The sequence below is a fragment of the Streptomyces indicus genome (assembly GCF_900100315.1).
GTDB classification, from domain to species: Bacteria; Actinomycetota; Actinomycetes; order Streptomycetales; family Streptomycetaceae; genus Streptomyces; species Streptomyces indicus.
Map to the genome: position 1 here is coordinate 365,746 of NZ_FNFF01000001.1, position 16,919 is coordinate 382,664.

A 16,919-nucleotide genomic window follows, 5' to 3' on the forward strand; every position below is an offset into this window, starting at 1 on the left:
GTAGGAGACTTACCGGATCGCGCGGCTCCGGACGGCCGCGGGGCTTCGGCGGACGCGCGCCTGCGGCGGGCCGTGAAGGAACCACGGACCGCCACAGGGACAGAGCTCGGCGCTTTGCCGCAGGGCTACTTCTGTCGTGCCCGCCGTTGCGCGGTCAGCCAGTAGCAGACGCCCAGGACGGCCGTGAACGCCAGGCCGACGCCCGCCGCCTGCCGCATGTCGGGCACCTCCACCGCCGTGGCGGCCACGGCGAGCACCCCGGCCGCGGCCAGCACCGCGAGCTTGCCGCCGGCCGGCACGCTGAAGCCGGTGAACTCCCCCGGGTGGGCGGCGCGGTGGCGGCGGAAGGCGATGTACGTCGCGAGGATCAGCAGCCACACGAGGAGTACCGCGAAGAGGGCGATGGACATCAGGATGCCGAAGAGTCCGCCCACGTCGTAGAAGGCGAGCAGCGCCGCCGCCGCGATGCCGAGCGTGGAGGCCGCGAGGGCGACGGCCGGGACGCCGCGCCGGCTGAGCCTGGCCATGGGCGCGGGGGCGAGGCCGTCGCCGCCGAGCGAGTGCAGCAGGCGGGAGGCGCCGTACAGGTGGGCGTTGGCGGCGGACATCGCGGCGATGAGCACGACCGCGTTGGTGAGGGTGGCCGCGGCGGGCACGCCCACCTCGGTGAAGACCCGCACGAACGGGCTCGCCTCGACGCTGCCGTCGCTGTCCGCCATCTTGCGCCACGGGATCAGGGCGAGGACCAGGGTGATGGCGAAGAGGTAGAAGAAGCTGAGCCGCCAGGCCAGTTGGCGCATCGCGGTGCGGATGGTGCGCTGCGGATCGGCCGCTTCGGCGGAGGCGATGGCCACCACCTCGAAGCCGGCGTACGCGAACATCACCACGGCCATGGCCACCCAGATCGCGCTCGCGCCCTGCGGGACGAAGCCGCCGTCGTCGGTGAGGTGCGCGAGGCCGGTGGCCTCCGTGTCCGGCAGCCCGAAGAAGACGAGCAGGGCGGCGCAGAGGATGAAGGCGCACAGGGCCACCACCTTGACGGTGGAGAGCCAGAACTCGGTGGTGCCGAAGGATTTCACGCTGATGACGTTGACGGCGAGGACCACCGCGGCGATCGCGAGGATGGCCGCCGACATGGGCACTTCGGGCCACCACCAGCGGATGTACAGCGCCGAGGCCACCACTTCGGTGCCGATGACGACGACCGCGCTGAACCAGTACAGCCAGCGGCTGAGGAACCCGGCCCACGGCCCGAGGTAGCGGTGTGCCACGGTGCCGAACGAGCCCTGGACCGGGTGGGCGGCGGACATCTCGCCGAGCAGTACGGCGATGATGGCGACGAGGACCGCGCCGATCGCGTACGAGACGATCACGGCGGGCCCGGCGATGGATATCGCGGATCCGGAACCGAGGAACAGACCGGTGCCGAGGGCGGAGCCGAGGCCGATCATCGTGGTCTGGCGGTGGGTCAGGGAGCGGACCAGGCCCTCACCGGAGGCCGGGGCGGAAGCCGGTCTGGCGCCGTCGGCTTCGGTGTCGGAGCCGGCCGGGGCGGGTGGTGCGGATTCGCTGGGTGTGGACATGGCTGTGGAGCCCTTCTGCGGAAGGTCGGGGGTGGCCGTGCGCGGGGACGGGGTGCGTGGGTGAGTCGGAACTCGCCGAGGTGGGTCAGAACTCGCTGTTGCGGAACGGCTTCGCGGGCGCGTCGAGGTCCGGCTTGCCGAGGACCTTGCGCGAGGACAGCGCGTAGATGCCGTGGTTGGTCAGCGTCCAGGCGATGTTGCGGTCCCACTCCACGTAGACGCCGTGCGTCTGGTTGCCGTACGCGTACTCGGCGGTCTCGGGGCCGTACGCCTTCGGCACGAAGTACGCGGAGATCTCCGGATCCGCGGGGTCTGACACGTCGAAGAACTGCACGCCCGCGTTGTAGAAGCCGTAGCCGAGGACGCCGGGGGTGTGCTGCCCGGGGTTGGTGTAGTAACCGGTGCGCTTGGGGCCGAAGCTGCCGCGGCGCTGGCAGTAGTCGGTGATTCCCGAGGACTTCGGCGGGGTCGGGCGGGGCAGGACGCCCACGATCCGCGGGTTCTCGGGGTCCTTGGCGTCGATCTGGTAGACGTCCTTGTACGGCTCGTAGCAGTCCTCGGTGAGCGGGTAGCCGGAGTAGTAGATCATTCCGGTCTTCTCGTACTGGGAGACGTCGATGTTGTCCCCCTCGGTGCCCGATACCGAGGGCGGCAGGTCCAGGTGGCTGACGGTCTTCATGTCCGAGGGGTCGGAGACGTCGAGCACCGTGAGGCCGTAGCCGCCCATCGCGGCGAAGGCGTAACGGCCGCCCTGCTCCACGGGCTTGGGCAGGAACAGCGGCATGCGGGCGCCCATCCAGCTGGTCCGGTTCCCGCAGCGCGGGTTGGCGCGGTAGGCGGCGTCCTCGCCGGTGCGCTGGCCGGGCAGGTGCCAGGTGTCCAGGAGCTTCGGGCGGGCCGGGTCGGACATGTCCCAGGACTGGTAGCCGGCCGAGTGGAGGTTGGTGGGATACTCGGTGCCGGAGTAGGTGTCGTCGGGGGCGGCGGCGATGAACATGTACTTCTCGCCGGTCCAGTACGGCACGTCGATGGAGCCGGAGCCCTGCTGCGCGCTCGCCGGGTCGCTGGCGAGGGGGTTCTTCTGGGTGGCGTCGGTGGAGACCGTGGCGAGCAGCTTCCAGTCCTTCTTGCGCGGGCCGTCCAGGCGGTACACCTTGAAGCCCTTGAGGCCGGGCTTCTCCCTCAACTTCCGTACGCCGTCGGGGTTGTTGTACTTGTCGTGCGGCGGGTGGTCGGACAGTTCCTCGATCTGCCGCTTGCTCTCGAAGCTCTGGACCATGACGTACGCGTTCAGCTTCTTGTTCCACTGGATGGTGGAGGCGCCCCAGTAGTCGTGCGCGTCCCAGTCTCCGTTGGCGCGGGTCTCGTCGCCGTCCACGTCGTCGCGGCCGAGCTTCTCGACGACCTTGACGTTCTTGACGTCGGTGATGTCGTAGACGCGGCCCGCGGAGCGGTCGTACTGGAAGAGGTAGCGGCGGCCGTCGAAGTCGACGATGTTCTGCCAGGTGTGGAAGTAGTCGGGGGTGAACTCGCTTCCCTCGTAGGCGGCTTCGACCTTCATGTTCTTGATGTACGAGCGGGTGTCGTACTCCGCGTTGCGCCCCGGGAAGGGGTGCTCGGACTCCTCGTCCACCGGGGTGAGGGCGGGGTGGCGGAAGGTGCCGTCCAGCTGCATGCCGTACGAGCCGGGGGCGGCGGGGCCGGGGCGGCGGTCCTCGCACACGGCGCGGACGTTCGGGTCGGCGGCCGCCACGGGGGCGGTGGCGGTGTCCGCGCCGGAGGTGCCGGGGGCGAGCAGGGTGGCCGTGGCGGCGGCCGCGACCACCGCGGCCAGAGCGGCATTCGTACGCAAGGAACGCATCTGACGATCCATTCGGAAGAGGGCATGGCCGAAGGAGGCCATGGGGACAGGGCCGTACGAAGGGGGGAGCTGTGCGGTGGGGTGCGGGGTGCCGCCGACGGGCGCCGGCGTCGGGTCAGGTGACGGTGGGGCGCTCCTGGAACTCCGGGGCCCGGTGGGCGCCGCTCGTCACGACGGCCTGCAACTCCCGTACGGCGTGCAGGACTTCGGCGTGCGTGACGTAGAGGGCGTTGAAGCCGAAGCGGAGCAGGTCGGGGGCGCGCATGTCGCCGATCACGCCGCGGGCCGTCAGTGCGGCCACCAGAGGGTACGCCTCGGGGTGGCGCAGGGCGACCTGGCTGCCGCGGCGCTTCGGGTCGCGCGGGGTGGCCACGGTGAAGCCGAGCCCGTCGAGGAGGGCGTCGGCGCACTCCAGGAAGAACCCGGTAAGGGACAGGCTCTTGTCCCGTACGGCCGTCATCTCCACGCCGTCGAAGGCGGTGAGCGCCGCTTCGAGGGCGAGCAGGGAGAGCAGGGGCGGGGTGCTGATGCGGGCCCGTCCGATGCCCTCGGCCGGGGTGTACGTGCCGGACATGGCGAAGGGTTCCGCGTGCCCGTGCCAGCCGGTGAGGGGGTGGTCGAAGTCCTGCTGGTGGCGACGGGCTATGTAGGCGAAGGCCGGGGCGCCCGGTCCGCCGGAGAGGTACTTGTAGCCGCAGCCGACCGCGAAGTCGGCCTGGAGCGCATCGAGTTGCACGGGCAGGGCGCCCGCCGCGTGGCACAGGTCCCAGTGCATCAGGGCGCCGGCTTCGTGGGCGGCGGTGGTGAGGGCGGCCATGTCGTGGAGCCCGCCGGTGCGGTAGTCGACCGGGGCGTAGGCGGCGACGGCGACGTTCCCGGACTCGGCCGCCAGGACCGCGGCAGCCTCCCGTGCGGGGACGCGGCGGACCTCCAGACCGAGCAGGCGGCCGACCGAGTCGGCGATGTACTGATCGGTCGGGAAATGGTCGGGGTCGGTCAGCAGCAGCCGGCGGCCGGGCCGCAGACGGGCCGCGGCCAGCAGGGTGTTGAACAACTGGACGCTGGTGGTGTCCCCCGCCACCACCTGCCCGGGAGCCGCGCCGATCAGCCGGCCGAGGGCATCGCCCGTACGGGCCGGGGCCTCCCACCAGCCGTTGCCGTTCCAGGACCGGATCAGGTCGGTGCCCCACTGGCGGTGCACAGCGTCCTCGAGGGCGGCCGGTACGGCGGCGGGCAGGGCGCCGAGGGAGTTGCCGTCGAGGTAGACGACGCCCTCGGGGAGCAGGAAGCGCTCGCGGGTGTGGGCGAGCGGGTCGGCGTTGTCCAGGGCGGCCGCGCGTGCGGTCAGGGTGTCCAAGTCCGGTGCGGCGGACGGGTGTTCGGTCAGCATGGGGTGTCTCCCTGACAGGAATGGGCGGCGGATCCGGCCGCGGAACGGACGCGTTCGGCGACGGCATCCGCGAATTCAGCGGTGGGTTGGGCGTCGGATTCGGCGGCCGGCCCGGCGTCGCGGGTGAGGTCCAGTGCGATGTCCGTGAGCAGGTCCTCCTGCCCGCCGACCAGGCGCCGCCTCCCCGCCTCGACCAGCAGGTCGCGGGTGTCGAGTCCGTGGCGGGCGGCCGTGCTCTCCGCGTGCCGCAGGAAGCTGGAGTAGACACCGGCGTATCCGAGCGTGAGCGTCTCGCGGTCGACCCGTACGGGCCGGTCCTGCGTGGGCCGTACGAGCTCCTCTGCGGCGTCCATCAGCGGGAAGAGCTCGCAGCCGTGCTCCCAGCCCATGAGATCGAACACCGCGATCACGGGCTCCAGCGGTGCGTTGCCGGCGCCCGCGCCCTGGCCGGCGAGGGAGGCGTCGACGCGGCGGGCGCCGGCCTCCACCGCGACGATGCTGTTGGCCACACCGAGGCCGAGGTTGTGGTGGGCGTGGATGCCGATCTCGGTGGCCGGGTCGAGGACGTCCCGGTAGGCGCGGACCCGGTCGCGTACGCCGTCCATGGTGAGGCGGCCGCCGGAGTCGGTGACGTAGACGCAGTGGGCGCCGTAGGACTCCATCAGGCGGGCCTGGGCGGCCAGTTCGGCGGGCGGGGCCAGGTGGGACATCATCAGGAAGCCCGCCACGTCCATGTCCAGCTCGCGGGCGAGGCCGATGTGCTGGGCCGCGATGTCGGCCTCGGTGCAGTGCGTGGCGACGCGGACGGAGGTGACGCCGAGTGCGTGGGCGCGGCGCAGGTCGTCGGCGGTGCCGATGCCGGGCAGCAGGAGCGTGGTGAGCCGTGCGCGGTCGAGTACGTCGGCGGCGGCTTCGAGCCACTCCCAGTCGGTGTGGGCGCCGGGGCCGTAGGTGACGGACGAGCCGGACAGGCCGTCGCCGTGGGCGACTTCGACCGCGTCGACGCCGGCCGCCTCCAAGGCGGCAGCGATCGCCCGGACTTGATCGACGGTGTAGCGGTGCGAGACGGCGTGCATGCCGTCGCGCAGGGTGACGTCCTGGACGTAGACCTTGGTCATCGGACCCGGCTCCGTTCGGCCAGGCGCTCGGCGGTGCGCAGCGCGGCGGAGGTCATGATGTCGAGGTTTCCGGCGTAGGCCGGGAGGTAGTGGGCGGCGCCCTCGACCTCCAGGTAGACGGAGACGAGCAGCCGTCCCCCGCCGCCGAGGCCGGCCAGCGGGTCGTCGGCGGCCAGGGTGCGGAACTGCGGCTCCTGCTTGAGCCGGTAGCCCGGCACGTACGCGGCGACGGCCGAAACCATCGCGTGCACGGAGGCAGTCACCTGCGCAGGGTCGCAGTCGTCGACGACGCAGTGCACGGTGTCGCGCATCAGGAGCGGGGGTTCCGCCGGGTTGAGCACGATGATCGCCTTGCCGCGGGCCGCGCCGCCGACGCGCTCCAGGGCGCGCGACGTGGTCTCGGTGAACTCGTCGATGTTGGCCCGGGTGCCGGGGCCCGCCGAGCGCGAGGCGATCGAGGCGACGATCTCCGCGTAGTGCACCGGGGCCACGGCCGAGACGGCGGCGACGATCGGCACGGTGGCCTGGCCGCCGCAGGTGACCATGTTGACGTTGCGGGCGTCGAGGTGCTCGTCGAGGTTGACGGGCGGGACGACGTACGGGCCGATGGCCGCCGGCGTGAGGTCGATCAGGGTCTTTCCGTACGGGGCGAGCGCGGCCGCGTTCTGGTGGTGGGCGGCGGCGGAGGTGGCGTCGAAGACCAGGTCGATCTCGTCGAAGCAGTCGAGGCCGATGAGCCCGGCCACCCCGTCGGCGCTGGTCTCGACGCCGAGCCTGCGGGCCCGTGCGAGCCCGTCCGAGGCGGGGTCGATGCCGATCATCGCGGCGGCGGTGACGGTCCCCGCGCCTCTGATGATCTTGATGAGGAGATCGGTGCCGATGTTGCCCGATCCGATCACGGCCGCCTTCATCGCACGGCCTGCTCCACCGACTGCTGTCTTCATCGCACGGCCTCCTTCACCAGCGGTGCCAGGCCGAAGAACGCGAGGGCGTTGCGGCCGAGGATCGCCGTCTGCTCCTCGGGGGCGAGCGCGCTCTCCCGTACGAGCCGCCCGATGTGCTCCTCGCCCAGCGGGAACGGGTGGTCCGAGCCGAGCAGCACGCGCTCCGCGCCCATGACATCGACCAGAAGCCGCAAAGCACCCGGGTCGAAGACGGCCGAGTCCACGGAGAAGCGGTCGGTGTAGTGCGAGGGCGGGTGCGGGCTGTCGGCGCGCACCAGGTCGCGGCGGTGCCAGGCGTTGTCGGCGCGTCCCAGGAGGTACGGGAAGCTGCCGCCGCCGTGCGCGAACATCAGCCGCAGCGAGGCCGGCAGGCGCTCGAAGGCCCCGGACAGGATCAGCGACAGGATCGTCAGATGGGTCTCCCCCGCCATGCCCGCGAGCCAGGCCAGCATGTACCGCGAGAACCGCGGTCCCGAGGGCAGGTCCCAGGGGTGCACGAGGACGGCCGCGTCCCGCTCGGCGCAGTGCGTGAGGAATTCGGTGAGCGCACCGTGGTCGAGGTCGTGGTCGCCGAGGTGGTTGCCGATGTGCACGCCGTGGAAGCCCTGCCGCATCGCCTCGTCCACCAGGGCGCAGGCGGTTTCGGTGTCCTGGAGCGGCACCTGGCACAGGGGCGCGAGCCGGTCGGGGGCGTACGCGGCGTACTCCAGGAGCCGGGAGTTGACCATCCGGCACCAGTCGGCCGCGCGCTCGGAATCGAGGCCGTAGCCGAACAGCATGGGGGTGCTGGAGAGGACCTGTACGTCGACGCCGAGCCGGTCCAAGTCCGCGACGCGTTCGGCCGGGTCCCACAACGTGCGGCGGACGGGCCGGTATTCGGTGCCGCCGGCCATCATCATCCCGGCGCCGTGGCCGTCCGTGGTGCGCAGCCAGGGGCCGTCGTCGCGGCCGGTGAGCAGCCGGGACTCGGCGCGGCCTATCTCGGGGAAGACGTGGGCGTGCACGTCGACCACGGTCACGCGCCGGCCTCCTCGTCGCGGCGGGTGCGCGGGCGCAGCTCCTCGGGCCAGTCGCGGCCCGGGTGCACGGCGCCGCAGTGGGCGCAGGTGCGGGCGGCCTCGTCGGCGTAGAACGCGCCGAAGACCGGCGGCAGGTCGTCCACGATGGAGGTGAGCTGCACCTCGCTGCGGTGCACCAGGTGGTGGCACTCCATGCAGTACCACTCGAAGGCGTCCAGGCTGCCCTGCGGGCGGGCGAACTCGACGACCAGGCCGATGCTGTCCTCCTCGGGCCGCTGCGGCGAGTGCCGTACGTGGGGCGGCAGCAGGAACACATCGCCCTCGCGGATGTGGAGGTCGCGCGGCGGGCTGCCCTCCTCGTCCATGACGCGCAGCACCATGTCGCCCTTGAGCTGGTAGAAGAACTCCTCGATCGGGTCGTCGTGGAAGTCGGTGCGCCGGTTGGGGCCGCCGACGACCGTCACCATCAGGTCGGCGTCCTGCCAGATCTGGACGTTGCCGACCGGCGGTTTGAGCAGGTGGCGGTGTTCCTCGATCCAGGCGTGCAGGTTGAACGGTCGCATGGTCATCGGTGCTGGTCCTCGCTGTGCGGCAGGGGGTGGCGGGGTGCGGAGTCGGGCCGCACGGGGATGTGGGCCACGGCGCTGATCTCGATCAGCAGGTGCGGGTGGGGCAGTTGGTGGACGGCGACGGTGGTGCGGGTCGGGCCGGCCTCGTCGAAGTACTCGGCGTAGACCTCGTTGTAACCGCCGAAGTCGTTCATGCTGACCAGGTACGCGGTCACCGACACGAGGTCCTTCAGCTCACCGCCGGCCGCGGCGAGGAGCCGCGCGATGTTGTCGAGCACGGCGCGGGTCTGGGCCCGGATGTCGAGGTCGGTCACGCCCATGGCGTCGGCGCTCGCACCGGCGAAGCTGCCGTCGGGGCGGCGTGAGCTGGTCCCGGAGACGTAGACGAAATCGCCCGCGCGCCTCAGGTGCGGGAAGCGGCCGCGGGGTACGGCGGCACCGGGGACGATCACGCGGCCCCCTCGGGAGCGGGGGCGGACCCGGGCGAGTCCGCAGCCTCCGCGGGGGCGGCCCCCGGAAGATCCGCTGCCTCTCGCGTCGTGAACTGGACGGTGCCGAGGGTCTCCACCGTCGCCCGTACGCAGGTGCCGGGCTTCAGGGGGACGGCGGCGGTCGCCGCGCCCGCGAGGATCACGGTGCCTGCCTCCAGCGTCCCGGCGAGCCGGGCCGCGGCGGCAAGCGCGCGCAACGGATGTCCGAGGATCGCCGCGCTCGAGCCCGACTGGACCACGCGGCCGTCGAGTTCGAGCAGCACCCCGAGGTTGTCGAGGTCGCCGGGAGCGGTCCAGGGCCCCACCGCGTAGGCCGCGGCCGAGGTGTTGTCGGCGATGACCTCCGGCAGCGAGAACCGGAAGCCGTCGTAGCGGGAGTCGATCACTTCGAGCGCAGGTGCCACGGCCGCGACGGCCGCCAACGGATCGCCACCGGGGCGCAGGGTGTCGCCGAGGAGGAAGGCCACTTCGGGTTCGACCCGGGGGTGGATCAGGCCCGAGGCGTCGTACGAACCGCTGTCGCGGATCTCCATGCGGTGCGTGAGCCGCCCGTGGATGAGATCGTGCACGCCCATCTGCCGCATCTTCGCGAGGCTGGTGAAGCCGAGCTTGAAGCCGGTGAGCCGCTCCCCGCGGGCCAACCGCCGCTCGATCAGGGCCTCTTGGACGGCGTACGCCTGCACGGTGTCGGTGAGTCCGGTGCCGCCGCCCGGCAGCGGGCGCCTGGTCAGCGCCGCGGTGTCGAGGGATTCGGCCAGTGCCGCGAGGTTCATCGGGCGTCTCCTTCCGGTCCTGAGGGCCGCTGCTGTCCTGCGGGGGCTTCCGGTTCTGCGCGTCCTTCCGGTCCTGCGGGGGCTTCGGGTGTGGCGGGACCGAAGGCCGCACGGACGGAGCCCAGTCCGGCGATCCGGGCTTCGAGTACGTCACCGGGTGCCACGGCCGTCATGGGGCCGAGTGCGCCGGTGAGCACGGTGTCGCCGGCCCGCAGCGGCCGGCCGAGCCGTACGAGGGTGTCGGCCAGCCAGACGGCGGCGTGCAGCGGGTTGCCCAGGCAGGCGGCGCCGGCGCCGGTGGAGACGGGCTCGCCGCGGCGTTCGAGGACCATGCCGGCGGTGCGCAGGTCGAGCCGGTGCAGCGGCACGGGGCGGGTGCCGAGGACGTAGGCGCCGCTGGAGGCGTTGTCGGCGATGGTGTCGACGGCGGTGATGTCCCAGTCGCCGATCCGGCTGCCGACCACCTCGATGGCGGGCAGGGCGAAGGCGGTCGCCCGGATCACGTCGGCCACCGTGTGCCGCTCGTGCGGGAGGTCGTGTTCGAGGACGAGGGCGACCTCCGCCTCGGCCCGGGGCTGGAGCACGCAGCCCCAGGGGATGTCGGCGCCGTCCGGTACGGCCGTGTCGTCGAGGAGGGCGCCGAAGTCCGGTGTGTCCACGCCCAGTTGGTTCTGGACCGCGGCGGAGGTCAGGCCGATCTTCCAGCCGGTCACGCGGCGGCCTGCGGCGAGGCGGCGGTCGGTGAGGACGGTCTGGACGGCGTACGCGGTGTCCAGGTCCCCGGGCGGCAGCAGGTCACGGACCGGGGCACAGGGGACGCCGGTGCGGTGTGCCGCTTCGATCCGCTCGGCCGCCTTCGTCACGGCGTCGCTCCTGGTGGCAGCAGTGCTGTTCACAGCTTCACGCACACATTCATGGGCTCGGAGAAGAAGTCGAGGGAGTGGTCGCCGCCCTCGCGGCCGATCCCGGAGGCCTTCACGCCGCCGAAGGGCGTACGGAGGTCGCGCAGGTTCCAGGTGTTGACCCAGGCGATGCCCACGTCGAGGGCCGGGGCGACCCGGTGCGCGCGGCTCACGTCGCCGGTCCACACGGTGGCGGCGAGGCCGTACGGGCTCGCGTTCGCGAGGGCCAGCGCCTCCTCCTCGGTGTCGAAGGGGGCCAGGTGCACGACGGGTCCGAAGATCTCGTCCCGTACCGCCGGATGGTCCTCGGGCAGTCCGGTGAGCACGGTGGGCTCCACCCAGAAGCCGCCGTCCCTCTCGTCCCCGAACCGCGGCACCCCGCCGCCCGCAAGCACCTCGCCGTCGGCGCCCGCACGCTCCAGGTGGCCGAGCACCTTGTCCCGGTGGGCGGCGGAGATCATGGGGCCGTAGCCGGTCAACTCCTTGGCGCCCGCGGCAAGCCGGGTCGCGAACGCCTCGAAGACCGGCCGCTGCACGTACAGCCGCTCGGTGCACAGACAGACCTGGCCGCTGTGCGTGAAGGCGGAGCGGAGGGTGCCTTCGACGGCCTGTTCCAGGTCGGCGTCGTCGAAGACGAGTCCGGCGTTCTTGCCGCCGAGTTCGAAGGAGACCGGTGCGAGGCGGGCGGCTGCCGCCCGCATGATCGTGGAGCCGGTGCGCGACTCCCCCGTGAAGGCGACGGCGTCCACGCCGGGGTGCTCGGTCAGCCACTGGCCGGCCGCGTCCGCGCCCGGTCCGTGGACGAGGTTGAACACACCGTCCGGCACCTCCGCCTCGGCCATCACCTCGGCCAGCAGGCACGCGGTGGCGGGGGTGAGTTCGGAGGGCTTGGCCACCACCGTGTTGCCCGTCGCGAGGGCGGGCGCGACCTTCCAGGTCAGGAGCAGCAGCGGCAGGTTCCAGGGCGAGATCACCGCGACGACGCCGAGCGGCTTGTGCACGGTGTAGTTGAGTGCGCCGCGGCCGTCCTCGGTGGCGGTGTGCCAGGAGCGCTCGGCGCGGCCGGCCAGGAGGTCGGCGTACGAGCGGAAGTTGGCGACGGCCCGCGGGATGTCGATGGTCGAGGCCAGCGCGCGGGGCTTGCCCGTGTCGGCGCACTCGGCCGAGACGAACTCCTCGAAGCGGCTCTCGATCCCGTCGGCGATGCGGTGCAGCAGGCTCGCCCGCCGAGCCGCCGTCCACGTGGCCCAGGGGCCCGCGAGTGCCTCACGTGCCGCTCGCACGGCACGGTCGACCAGGTCGCGGGAGGCCTGCGGTGCCTCGCCGACGACCCGTCCGGTGGCCGGGTCGACGAGCGGGAGCGGCTCGCCGGTCGGGTCGAACCGGCCTCCCACGTAATGCCGTACGGGCGAACTCACCTTGCAGACCTCCGCTGTTGAGCCAGGGGCTGTCCGAAACTCGCCCCGGGGTGTGCCGGTATAGTGCGCCCACTCCGCTATGCCGATCCAATGCCGATCGATGCGCAAGGCATAGCGAAGCTGGTATACCGCAGGTCGTACGGCGTCAGTCACCCGCCCCCTCGGCCTCGACCACCCGCTCCCCCGGGCCTCAATCGCCCGTCTCCACGGACCTCGGACACCCGCCCCTCTGAAGGGAAGCCCCGCGTTGGACCTCCTCGACGGCCGGCTCAAGTTCCGGCATCTGACGCTGCTCATCGCCGTGCACGAGCACGGCAGCGTCGTACGGGCGGCCGAGTCGCTGCACCTGACGCAGCCCGCCGCGACCCGCACGCTGCGCGAACTGGAGACGCTGGCCGACCTGCCGCTGTTCGTCCGGGTCCCCCGCGGCATGCGGCCCACGGTCTACGGCGAGGCGCTGGCCGAGCACGCCCGCGCGGTGGTCGCGGAGATGCGCCGGGCGGGCGAACACCTCACCGCGCTCCGCCAGGGCCAGGACGGCACCGTGACCGTGGGCACCCTGCTCGCCGGCGCGAATGTGCTGCTGCCGCGGGCGGTCGCGGCGCTCAAACGGGAGCGGCCGCGGCTCACGGTGGTGGTACGCGAGGGAACGCTCGACCTCCTCCATCCGGCGCTGTTGTCCGGGGAGTTGGACGTGGTCGTGGGGCGGGTGGGCGCGGCGCCCGCGGAGGGGGACGGTCTGCGGCAGCGGATGCTGTACCGCGAGCCCATCCGGCTCGCGGTCCGGGCGGGCCACCCGCTCCTCGACGCCGCGGACGTCACGCTGGCCGACACCCTCGCTTTCCCCTGGATCCTGCCGGTGGAGCGGACCGCGCTGCGCCAGGAACTCGGTGCGCTCTTCGTGGACCGCGGCCTCGCGCTCCCGGTGGACCGCGTCGAATGCACCTCGATCCTCACGATGCGGGCGCTGCTGCGGCAGACCGACATGGTGGCGGTGCTGCCCGAACTGGTGCTGCACGACGACGAGCGCCTCGCGGCCCTGCCGGTCGAGCTCCCTTCGGTGGGCCGCACGGTGGGCACCACGGAGGCGGCCCACCGCACGCGCACCCCGGCCCTCCAGGCGCTGCTCCACCACCTCGAACAGGAGGCGGAGCAGCTGCGCGAGACGCTGGGCGGGACACCCGGCCACATCGGCGGCGGCACCCCGTGACCACCTCGCCATGGTTCCGGTTTCGGAGGTGCGACGGGAGGGAACCCGCCGGACTTGAGTGACCGGCGCGGCGGCCGTCACGGCGCGTCGCGGTGCGAAGGAGGCGCCATGGCGTTCCGCGACCGTACGCACGCCGGCGAGGAACTCGCCCTACGGATGCTCGAATGGGCGGGCTCGGGCGACCTCGTCGATCCCGTGGTGCTCGCACTGCCGCGGGGCGGCGTCCCGGTCGCCGCCCCCGTCGCACGCGCGCTGCACGCGCCGCTGGACGTGCTCGTCGCCCGCAAGATCGGTGCGCCCGGCCGGCGGGAGACGGCGATCGGCGCCCTGGTCGCGGACGAGCCGCCGCTGTTCGACCGACGTGCCCTGGAGTTCCTTCAGTTGACGGAGGACGACCTCGTCGACGACGTGGCCCGCGAGCGCGCCGAGTTGTACCGGCGCGAGGACCTCTACCGGGCCGGGCGGACCCTCCCGGCCGTCAAGGACCGCAGCGTGATCCTGGTCGACGACGGACTCGCGACCGGCCTGACCGCCACCGCGGCGCTCGCCTTCCTGCGGCGCCTGGGCGCAGGGCGGATCGTCCTCGCGGTGCCCGTGGGCAGTCCGCGGGCGGTGGCGGAGATCCGCCGGCACACGGACGACGTGGTCTGCCTCGACCAGCCCGAGGCGATGCGCGGGATCAGCGAGCGCTACGACCGCTTCGACCAGCTCTCCGACGCCGAGGTGACCACCCTTCTGCGGCCCTTCCACGCAACCGCCTGAACGCCGGCCGGCGCGGGACACCGAGGCGCACCGTTTCGGCCGCACCGGATCGGGCTACCCGGCGTGCGACCCCGCTCGGCCCGAGGAGGAAAAGGCCCGTACTGCACACGACCGCAAAGCGCACGGCCGCGGAACGGCACAGCCGCGGCACCAGCACGACCGCGGGGCCGCAGCACACGGCGGGCCCGCAAGAGCACCGACCGCGAGGTGGAACATGAGCGAGCACGGACGCGACAAGACCGGACCCCTGCGCGACGACGAGATCAAGAAGCGCATGCAGGGTGAGCTGAAGGGCGGGCACTCCACGCGGGCGCAGGAGGAGTTCGAGCTCCAGCCGTCCGGCGAGGACCAGCCGCGCATGGACCGCTCGCCGAGCACGGAGCGCAGGGGCTCCACGCCGCCCGGCATGACCCCCGCGGACGTGGAGCTGCGCACCGAGCTGGCGCAGCACCTGGGCCGCAGCGTCTTCCCGGCCGACCGCGGAACGGTCATCGGCCTGCTCCGCGAGACGCACGCGCCGGACCGGCTCATCGACATCGCGGCGGACCTGCCGCCGACCGACCACCGCTACGGCAACGTCCGCGAGATCCTCCAGGCTCTCGGGCGCGGTGGGGCGCCGGGCTGAGGGCACGCCCCCCGAGGTCGCCCGCCACCCTGAACGGGACGGAACGCCCCTCTCCGGGCGGAGGGTTGGCTAGGGTGACAAGTCGGATCCGACCCGGGCCCGCCGCCTGACGCGTGGCGTGCCAGGCGGGTCCGGGGTGGGGGCACCGGGGCGACGGGGGGCTTGCGTTGGACACCGTAGGTCGGTCCTGCGCGCGGGGAGACCGGTCGGCTGCCGCGCTGCTGCCCCCGCGCCTGCGCGCGCCTCTGGCAGTGACGGCGGTAATCGCGGCCGCGCTGGTGGCCGTGGTCGGGATTCTGTACGCGGGCCACAGTGAGCCCGGCCGCGTGGATCGCTGGTTCGTCGATCCGACGGACGACACGGTGCGGGCGCCGTGGCGCGGGGTCGCGCTGTTCCTCGACTTCTGGGGCGAGCCCGCCGGGGCTGCGCTGCTCGGTGCGGTCGCCGTGGTGGTCTGCCTGGTGCTGCGGCGTCCGCGTGGCGCGGTGCTCGTCGTGGCCGGTGCCGCACTGTCGGTGGGGGTCACGAGCGCGCTCAAGTCCGTGGTGGGGCGCACCATTCACGGCGAGTTCCTGTCGTACCCGAGCGGGCACACCGCCTTTGTCACGGCGGTCGCCCTCGCCCTGGCGCTGATCGTGGCCGGGCGGCACGGCGGTGCGCGCGAGGCCGGACAGCCTGGCGTGCGCGTCACGGTGCTCGCGCTCGGTGCCGCGCTGGTCGCCGGGGCCGCGATGGGCTGGGCGCAGGTGGGGCTCGGGGCGCACTATCCGACGGATGTGCTGGGCGGGTGGTGCACCGCGCTCGCCGTGGTGCCGGCCGTGGCGTGGCTGATCGACCGGGTGGCGGCCCGGGCCGGTGTCAACGGCGGTGGTGAGGAACGCCGTTGACACCGGATGCGCGCCCCGCCGCCGGTCAGGCCAAGCGGCGGAACACGGGTTTCACGGGCCGTCCTCCCGTCCACGGCGAGGGATCCGCGGCGTCAAGTGCCTTGCGGTACACGGCACATGCCTGCCCGACCACATCGACGGTCCGGTCGATGTCCGCCTCCGTCAGCGCGCTGCTCACCACGAAGGAGGGGGCGAGCACCCCGCCGGCGAGCAGCCGGCGCAGGAACAGGGTGCGGTACTCCTGTGAGGGCCGGCCTTCGCCGTCGAGCGTGGCGAAGACCAGGTTGCTGGCGCGTCCCCGGACGAGGACGTGCTCGCCGACACCCATCGCGGCCGCCGCGTCGCGGACCCCGGCGGCCAACCGCTGTCCGAGGACGTGCAGTCGGGCGGTGACGCCCTCCTCGGCGTAGACGGTCTGCACGGCCATCGCGGCCGCCAGGGAGTGGGTCTCCGCGCCGTGCGTGGTGGACAGCAGGAACACGCGGTCGCGGGAGTCGCGCAGTCCGCCGCGTTCCATCAGCTCGCGGCGGCCGGCGAGGGCGGACACGGCGAAGCCGTTGCCGAGCGCCTTGCCGAAGGTGGAGAGGTCGGGGGTGACCCCGTACAGGCCCTGGGCGCCGGCCTCGGACCAGCGGAAACCCGTGATCATCTCGTCGAAGACCAGCAGACTGCCGTGCCGGTGGGCCAGTTCGAGCAGCGCTTGCAGATATCCGGGCGGGGGCTCGGTGTGGCCGGCGGGTTCGAGGATCAGGCAGGCCACCTCGCCCTCGTACCGGATGAGCAGGTCCTCGGTGGCCGCGAGGTCCCCGTACGGGAAGGAGACCGTGAGGTCGGTGACGGCCTGCGGGATGCCGGCGGACATCGGGGTGGTGCCGATGAACCAGTCGTCGGTGGAGAAGAAGGGCTGGTCGGCGCAGACCGCCACCCGCGGGCGGCCGGTGACGGCGCGCGCGAGGCGCACGGCGGCGGTGGTGACGTCGGAGCCGTTCTTCGCGAACTTCACCATGTCCGCCGTGGGCACGGTGGCGAGGAAGCGTTCCGCGGCCTCGGCCTCCAGGAGGGAGGGCCGTACGAAGTTGCTGCCGCGGTCCAGTTCGCGCCGCACGGCCTCGAGGACGCGGGGGTGGGCGTGCCCGAGGCTGACCGAGCGCAGCCCGGAGCCGTATTCGATGTAGGCGTTGCCGTCGACGTCCCAGACGTGGGCGCCGCGGCCGTGGCTGATGACCGGGGCGAGATGCTCGGGGTACTGGTCCTCGCCCTTGGCGTAGGTGTGCGCGCCGCCGGGGATCAGGGTGTGCAGCCGTTCGTTCGCCGCGCGGGACCTGGGCAGGTCGAGGTCTGCGTGGGTGTTCGCTTCGTCCATGCCG

General features: G+C 72.8%; 16 protein-coding genes. 4 read left to right on the top strand and 12 right to left on the bottom strand.

The window, feature by feature from the left end:
- Positions 1-125: 125 nt before the first annotated feature.
- The 11 genes from BLT97_RS01675 to BLT97_RS01725 form a co-directional block, all read right to left on the bottom strand.
- The gene (locus tag BLT97_RS01675) at positions 126-1,583 is read right to left on the bottom strand and encodes an amino acid permease (protein WP_093606826.1); all 1,458 of its coding nucleotides are present in this window, start codon (positions 1,581-1,583) and stop codon (positions 126-128) included.
- A gap of 85 nt (positions 1,584-1,668) precedes the next feature.
- On the bottom strand, positions 1,669-3,444 hold the full coding sequence (locus BLT97_RS01680) for an LVIVD repeat-containing protein (RefSeq protein ID WP_093606827.1): 1,776 nt from the start codon (positions 3,442-3,444) through the stop codon (positions 1,669-1,671).
- Between the two features lie 115 nt (positions 3,445-3,559).
- The gene (gene kynU, locus BLT97_RS01685; protein WP_093606828.1) at positions 3,560-4,834 is read right to left on the bottom strand and encodes a kynureninase; all 1,275 of its coding nucleotides are present in this window, start codon (positions 4,832-4,834) and stop codon (positions 3,560-3,562) included.
- Positions 4,828-5,952 (bottom strand): 4-hydroxy-2-oxovalerate aldolase, encoded by a 1,125-nt coding sequence (dmpG, locus tag BLT97_RS01690; RefSeq protein ID WP_245769088.1) that lies wholly within the window; start codon positions 5,950-5,952, stop codon positions 4,828-4,830. Before dmpG ends, kynU begins: the two co-directional genes overlap by 7 nt.
- Positions 5,949-6,896: an acetaldehyde dehydrogenase (acetylating) gene (locus BLT97_RS01695; protein WP_281251109.1), complete on the bottom strand. Its 948-nt coding sequence runs from the start codon at positions 6,894-6,896 to the stop codon at positions 5,949-5,951. Before BLT97_RS01695 ends, dmpG begins: the two co-directional genes overlap by 4 nt.
- Entirely contained in the window at positions 6,893-7,915 is a 1,023-nt protein-coding gene (locus BLT97_RS01700; protein ID WP_093606830.1) for an amidohydrolase family protein, read from the bottom strand. The genes BLT97_RS01695 and BLT97_RS01700 overlap by 4 nt, the downstream gene beginning before the upstream one ends.
- The gene (locus BLT97_RS01705) at positions 7,912-8,484 is read right to left on the bottom strand and encodes a 3-hydroxyanthranilate 3,4-dioxygenase (protein ID WP_093606831.1); all 573 of its coding nucleotides are present in this window, start codon (positions 8,482-8,484) and stop codon (positions 7,912-7,914) included. The genes BLT97_RS01700 and BLT97_RS01705 overlap by 4 nt, the downstream gene beginning before the upstream one ends.
- Entirely contained in the window at positions 8,481-8,936 is a 456-nt protein-coding gene (locus BLT97_RS01710) for a RidA family protein (protein ID WP_093606832.1), read from the bottom strand. Before BLT97_RS01710 ends, BLT97_RS01705 begins: the two co-directional genes overlap by 4 nt.
- Positions 8,933-9,748, bottom strand: a complete 816-nt coding sequence (locus BLT97_RS01715) for a 2-keto-4-pentenoate hydratase (protein ID WP_093606833.1) — start codon at positions 9,746-9,748, stop codon at positions 8,933-8,935. The genes BLT97_RS01710 and BLT97_RS01715 overlap by 4 nt, the downstream gene beginning before the upstream one ends.
- The gene (locus tag BLT97_RS01720; protein ID WP_176953596.1) at positions 9,745-10,611 is read right to left on the bottom strand and encodes a 2-keto-4-pentenoate hydratase; all 867 of its coding nucleotides are present in this window, start codon (positions 10,609-10,611) and stop codon (positions 9,745-9,747) included. The genes BLT97_RS01715 and BLT97_RS01720 overlap by 4 nt, the downstream gene beginning before the upstream one ends.
- Before the next feature lie 29 nt (positions 10,612-10,640).
- Positions 10,641-12,068: a 2-hydroxymuconic semialdehyde dehydrogenase gene (locus BLT97_RS01725; RefSeq protein WP_176953597.1), complete on the bottom strand. Its 1,428-nt coding sequence runs from the start codon at positions 12,066-12,068 to the stop codon at positions 10,641-10,643.
- A 247-nt stretch (positions 12,069-12,315) separates the two neighbouring features.
- On the opposite strand from BLT97_RS01725, the gene BLT97_RS01730 reads away from it, so the two are divergent.
- The 4 genes from BLT97_RS01730 to BLT97_RS01745 all read left to right on the top strand — a co-directional run bounded on the left by BLT97_RS01730 (position 12,316) and on the right by BLT97_RS01745 (position 15,552).
- Positions 12,316-13,278, top strand: coding sequence for a LysR substrate-binding domain-containing protein (locus BLT97_RS01730; protein WP_093606836.1), 963 nt, complete (start codon positions 12,316-12,318; stop codon positions 13,276-13,278).
- A 108-nt stretch (positions 13,279-13,386) separates the two neighbouring features.
- Complete coding sequence (locus tag BLT97_RS01735; protein ID WP_093606837.1) at positions 13,387-14,040, top strand: phosphoribosyltransferase; 654 nt, start codon at positions 13,387-13,389, stop codon at positions 14,038-14,040.
- Positions 14,041-14,254: 214 nt separating this feature from the next.
- Positions 14,255-14,665: a DUF2795 domain-containing protein gene (locus BLT97_RS01740; RefSeq protein WP_093606838.1), complete on the top strand. Its 411-nt coding sequence runs from the start codon at positions 14,255-14,257 to the stop codon at positions 14,663-14,665.
- A gap of 251 nt (positions 14,666-14,916) precedes the next feature.
- Complete coding sequence (locus BLT97_RS01745; RefSeq protein ID WP_425442628.1) at positions 14,917-15,552, top strand: phosphatase PAP2 family protein; 636 nt, start codon at positions 14,917-14,919, stop codon at positions 15,550-15,552.
- A gap of 25 nt (positions 15,553-15,577) precedes the next feature.
- Here the strand turns inward: BLT97_RS01745 and BLT97_RS01750 are convergent, their stop codons facing one another.
- Entirely contained in the window at positions 15,578-16,915 is a 1,338-nt protein-coding gene (locus tag BLT97_RS01750; protein ID WP_093606840.1) for a glutamate-1-semialdehyde 2,1-aminomutase, read from the bottom strand.
- Between the last annotated feature and the right edge of the window lie 4 nt (positions 16,916-16,919).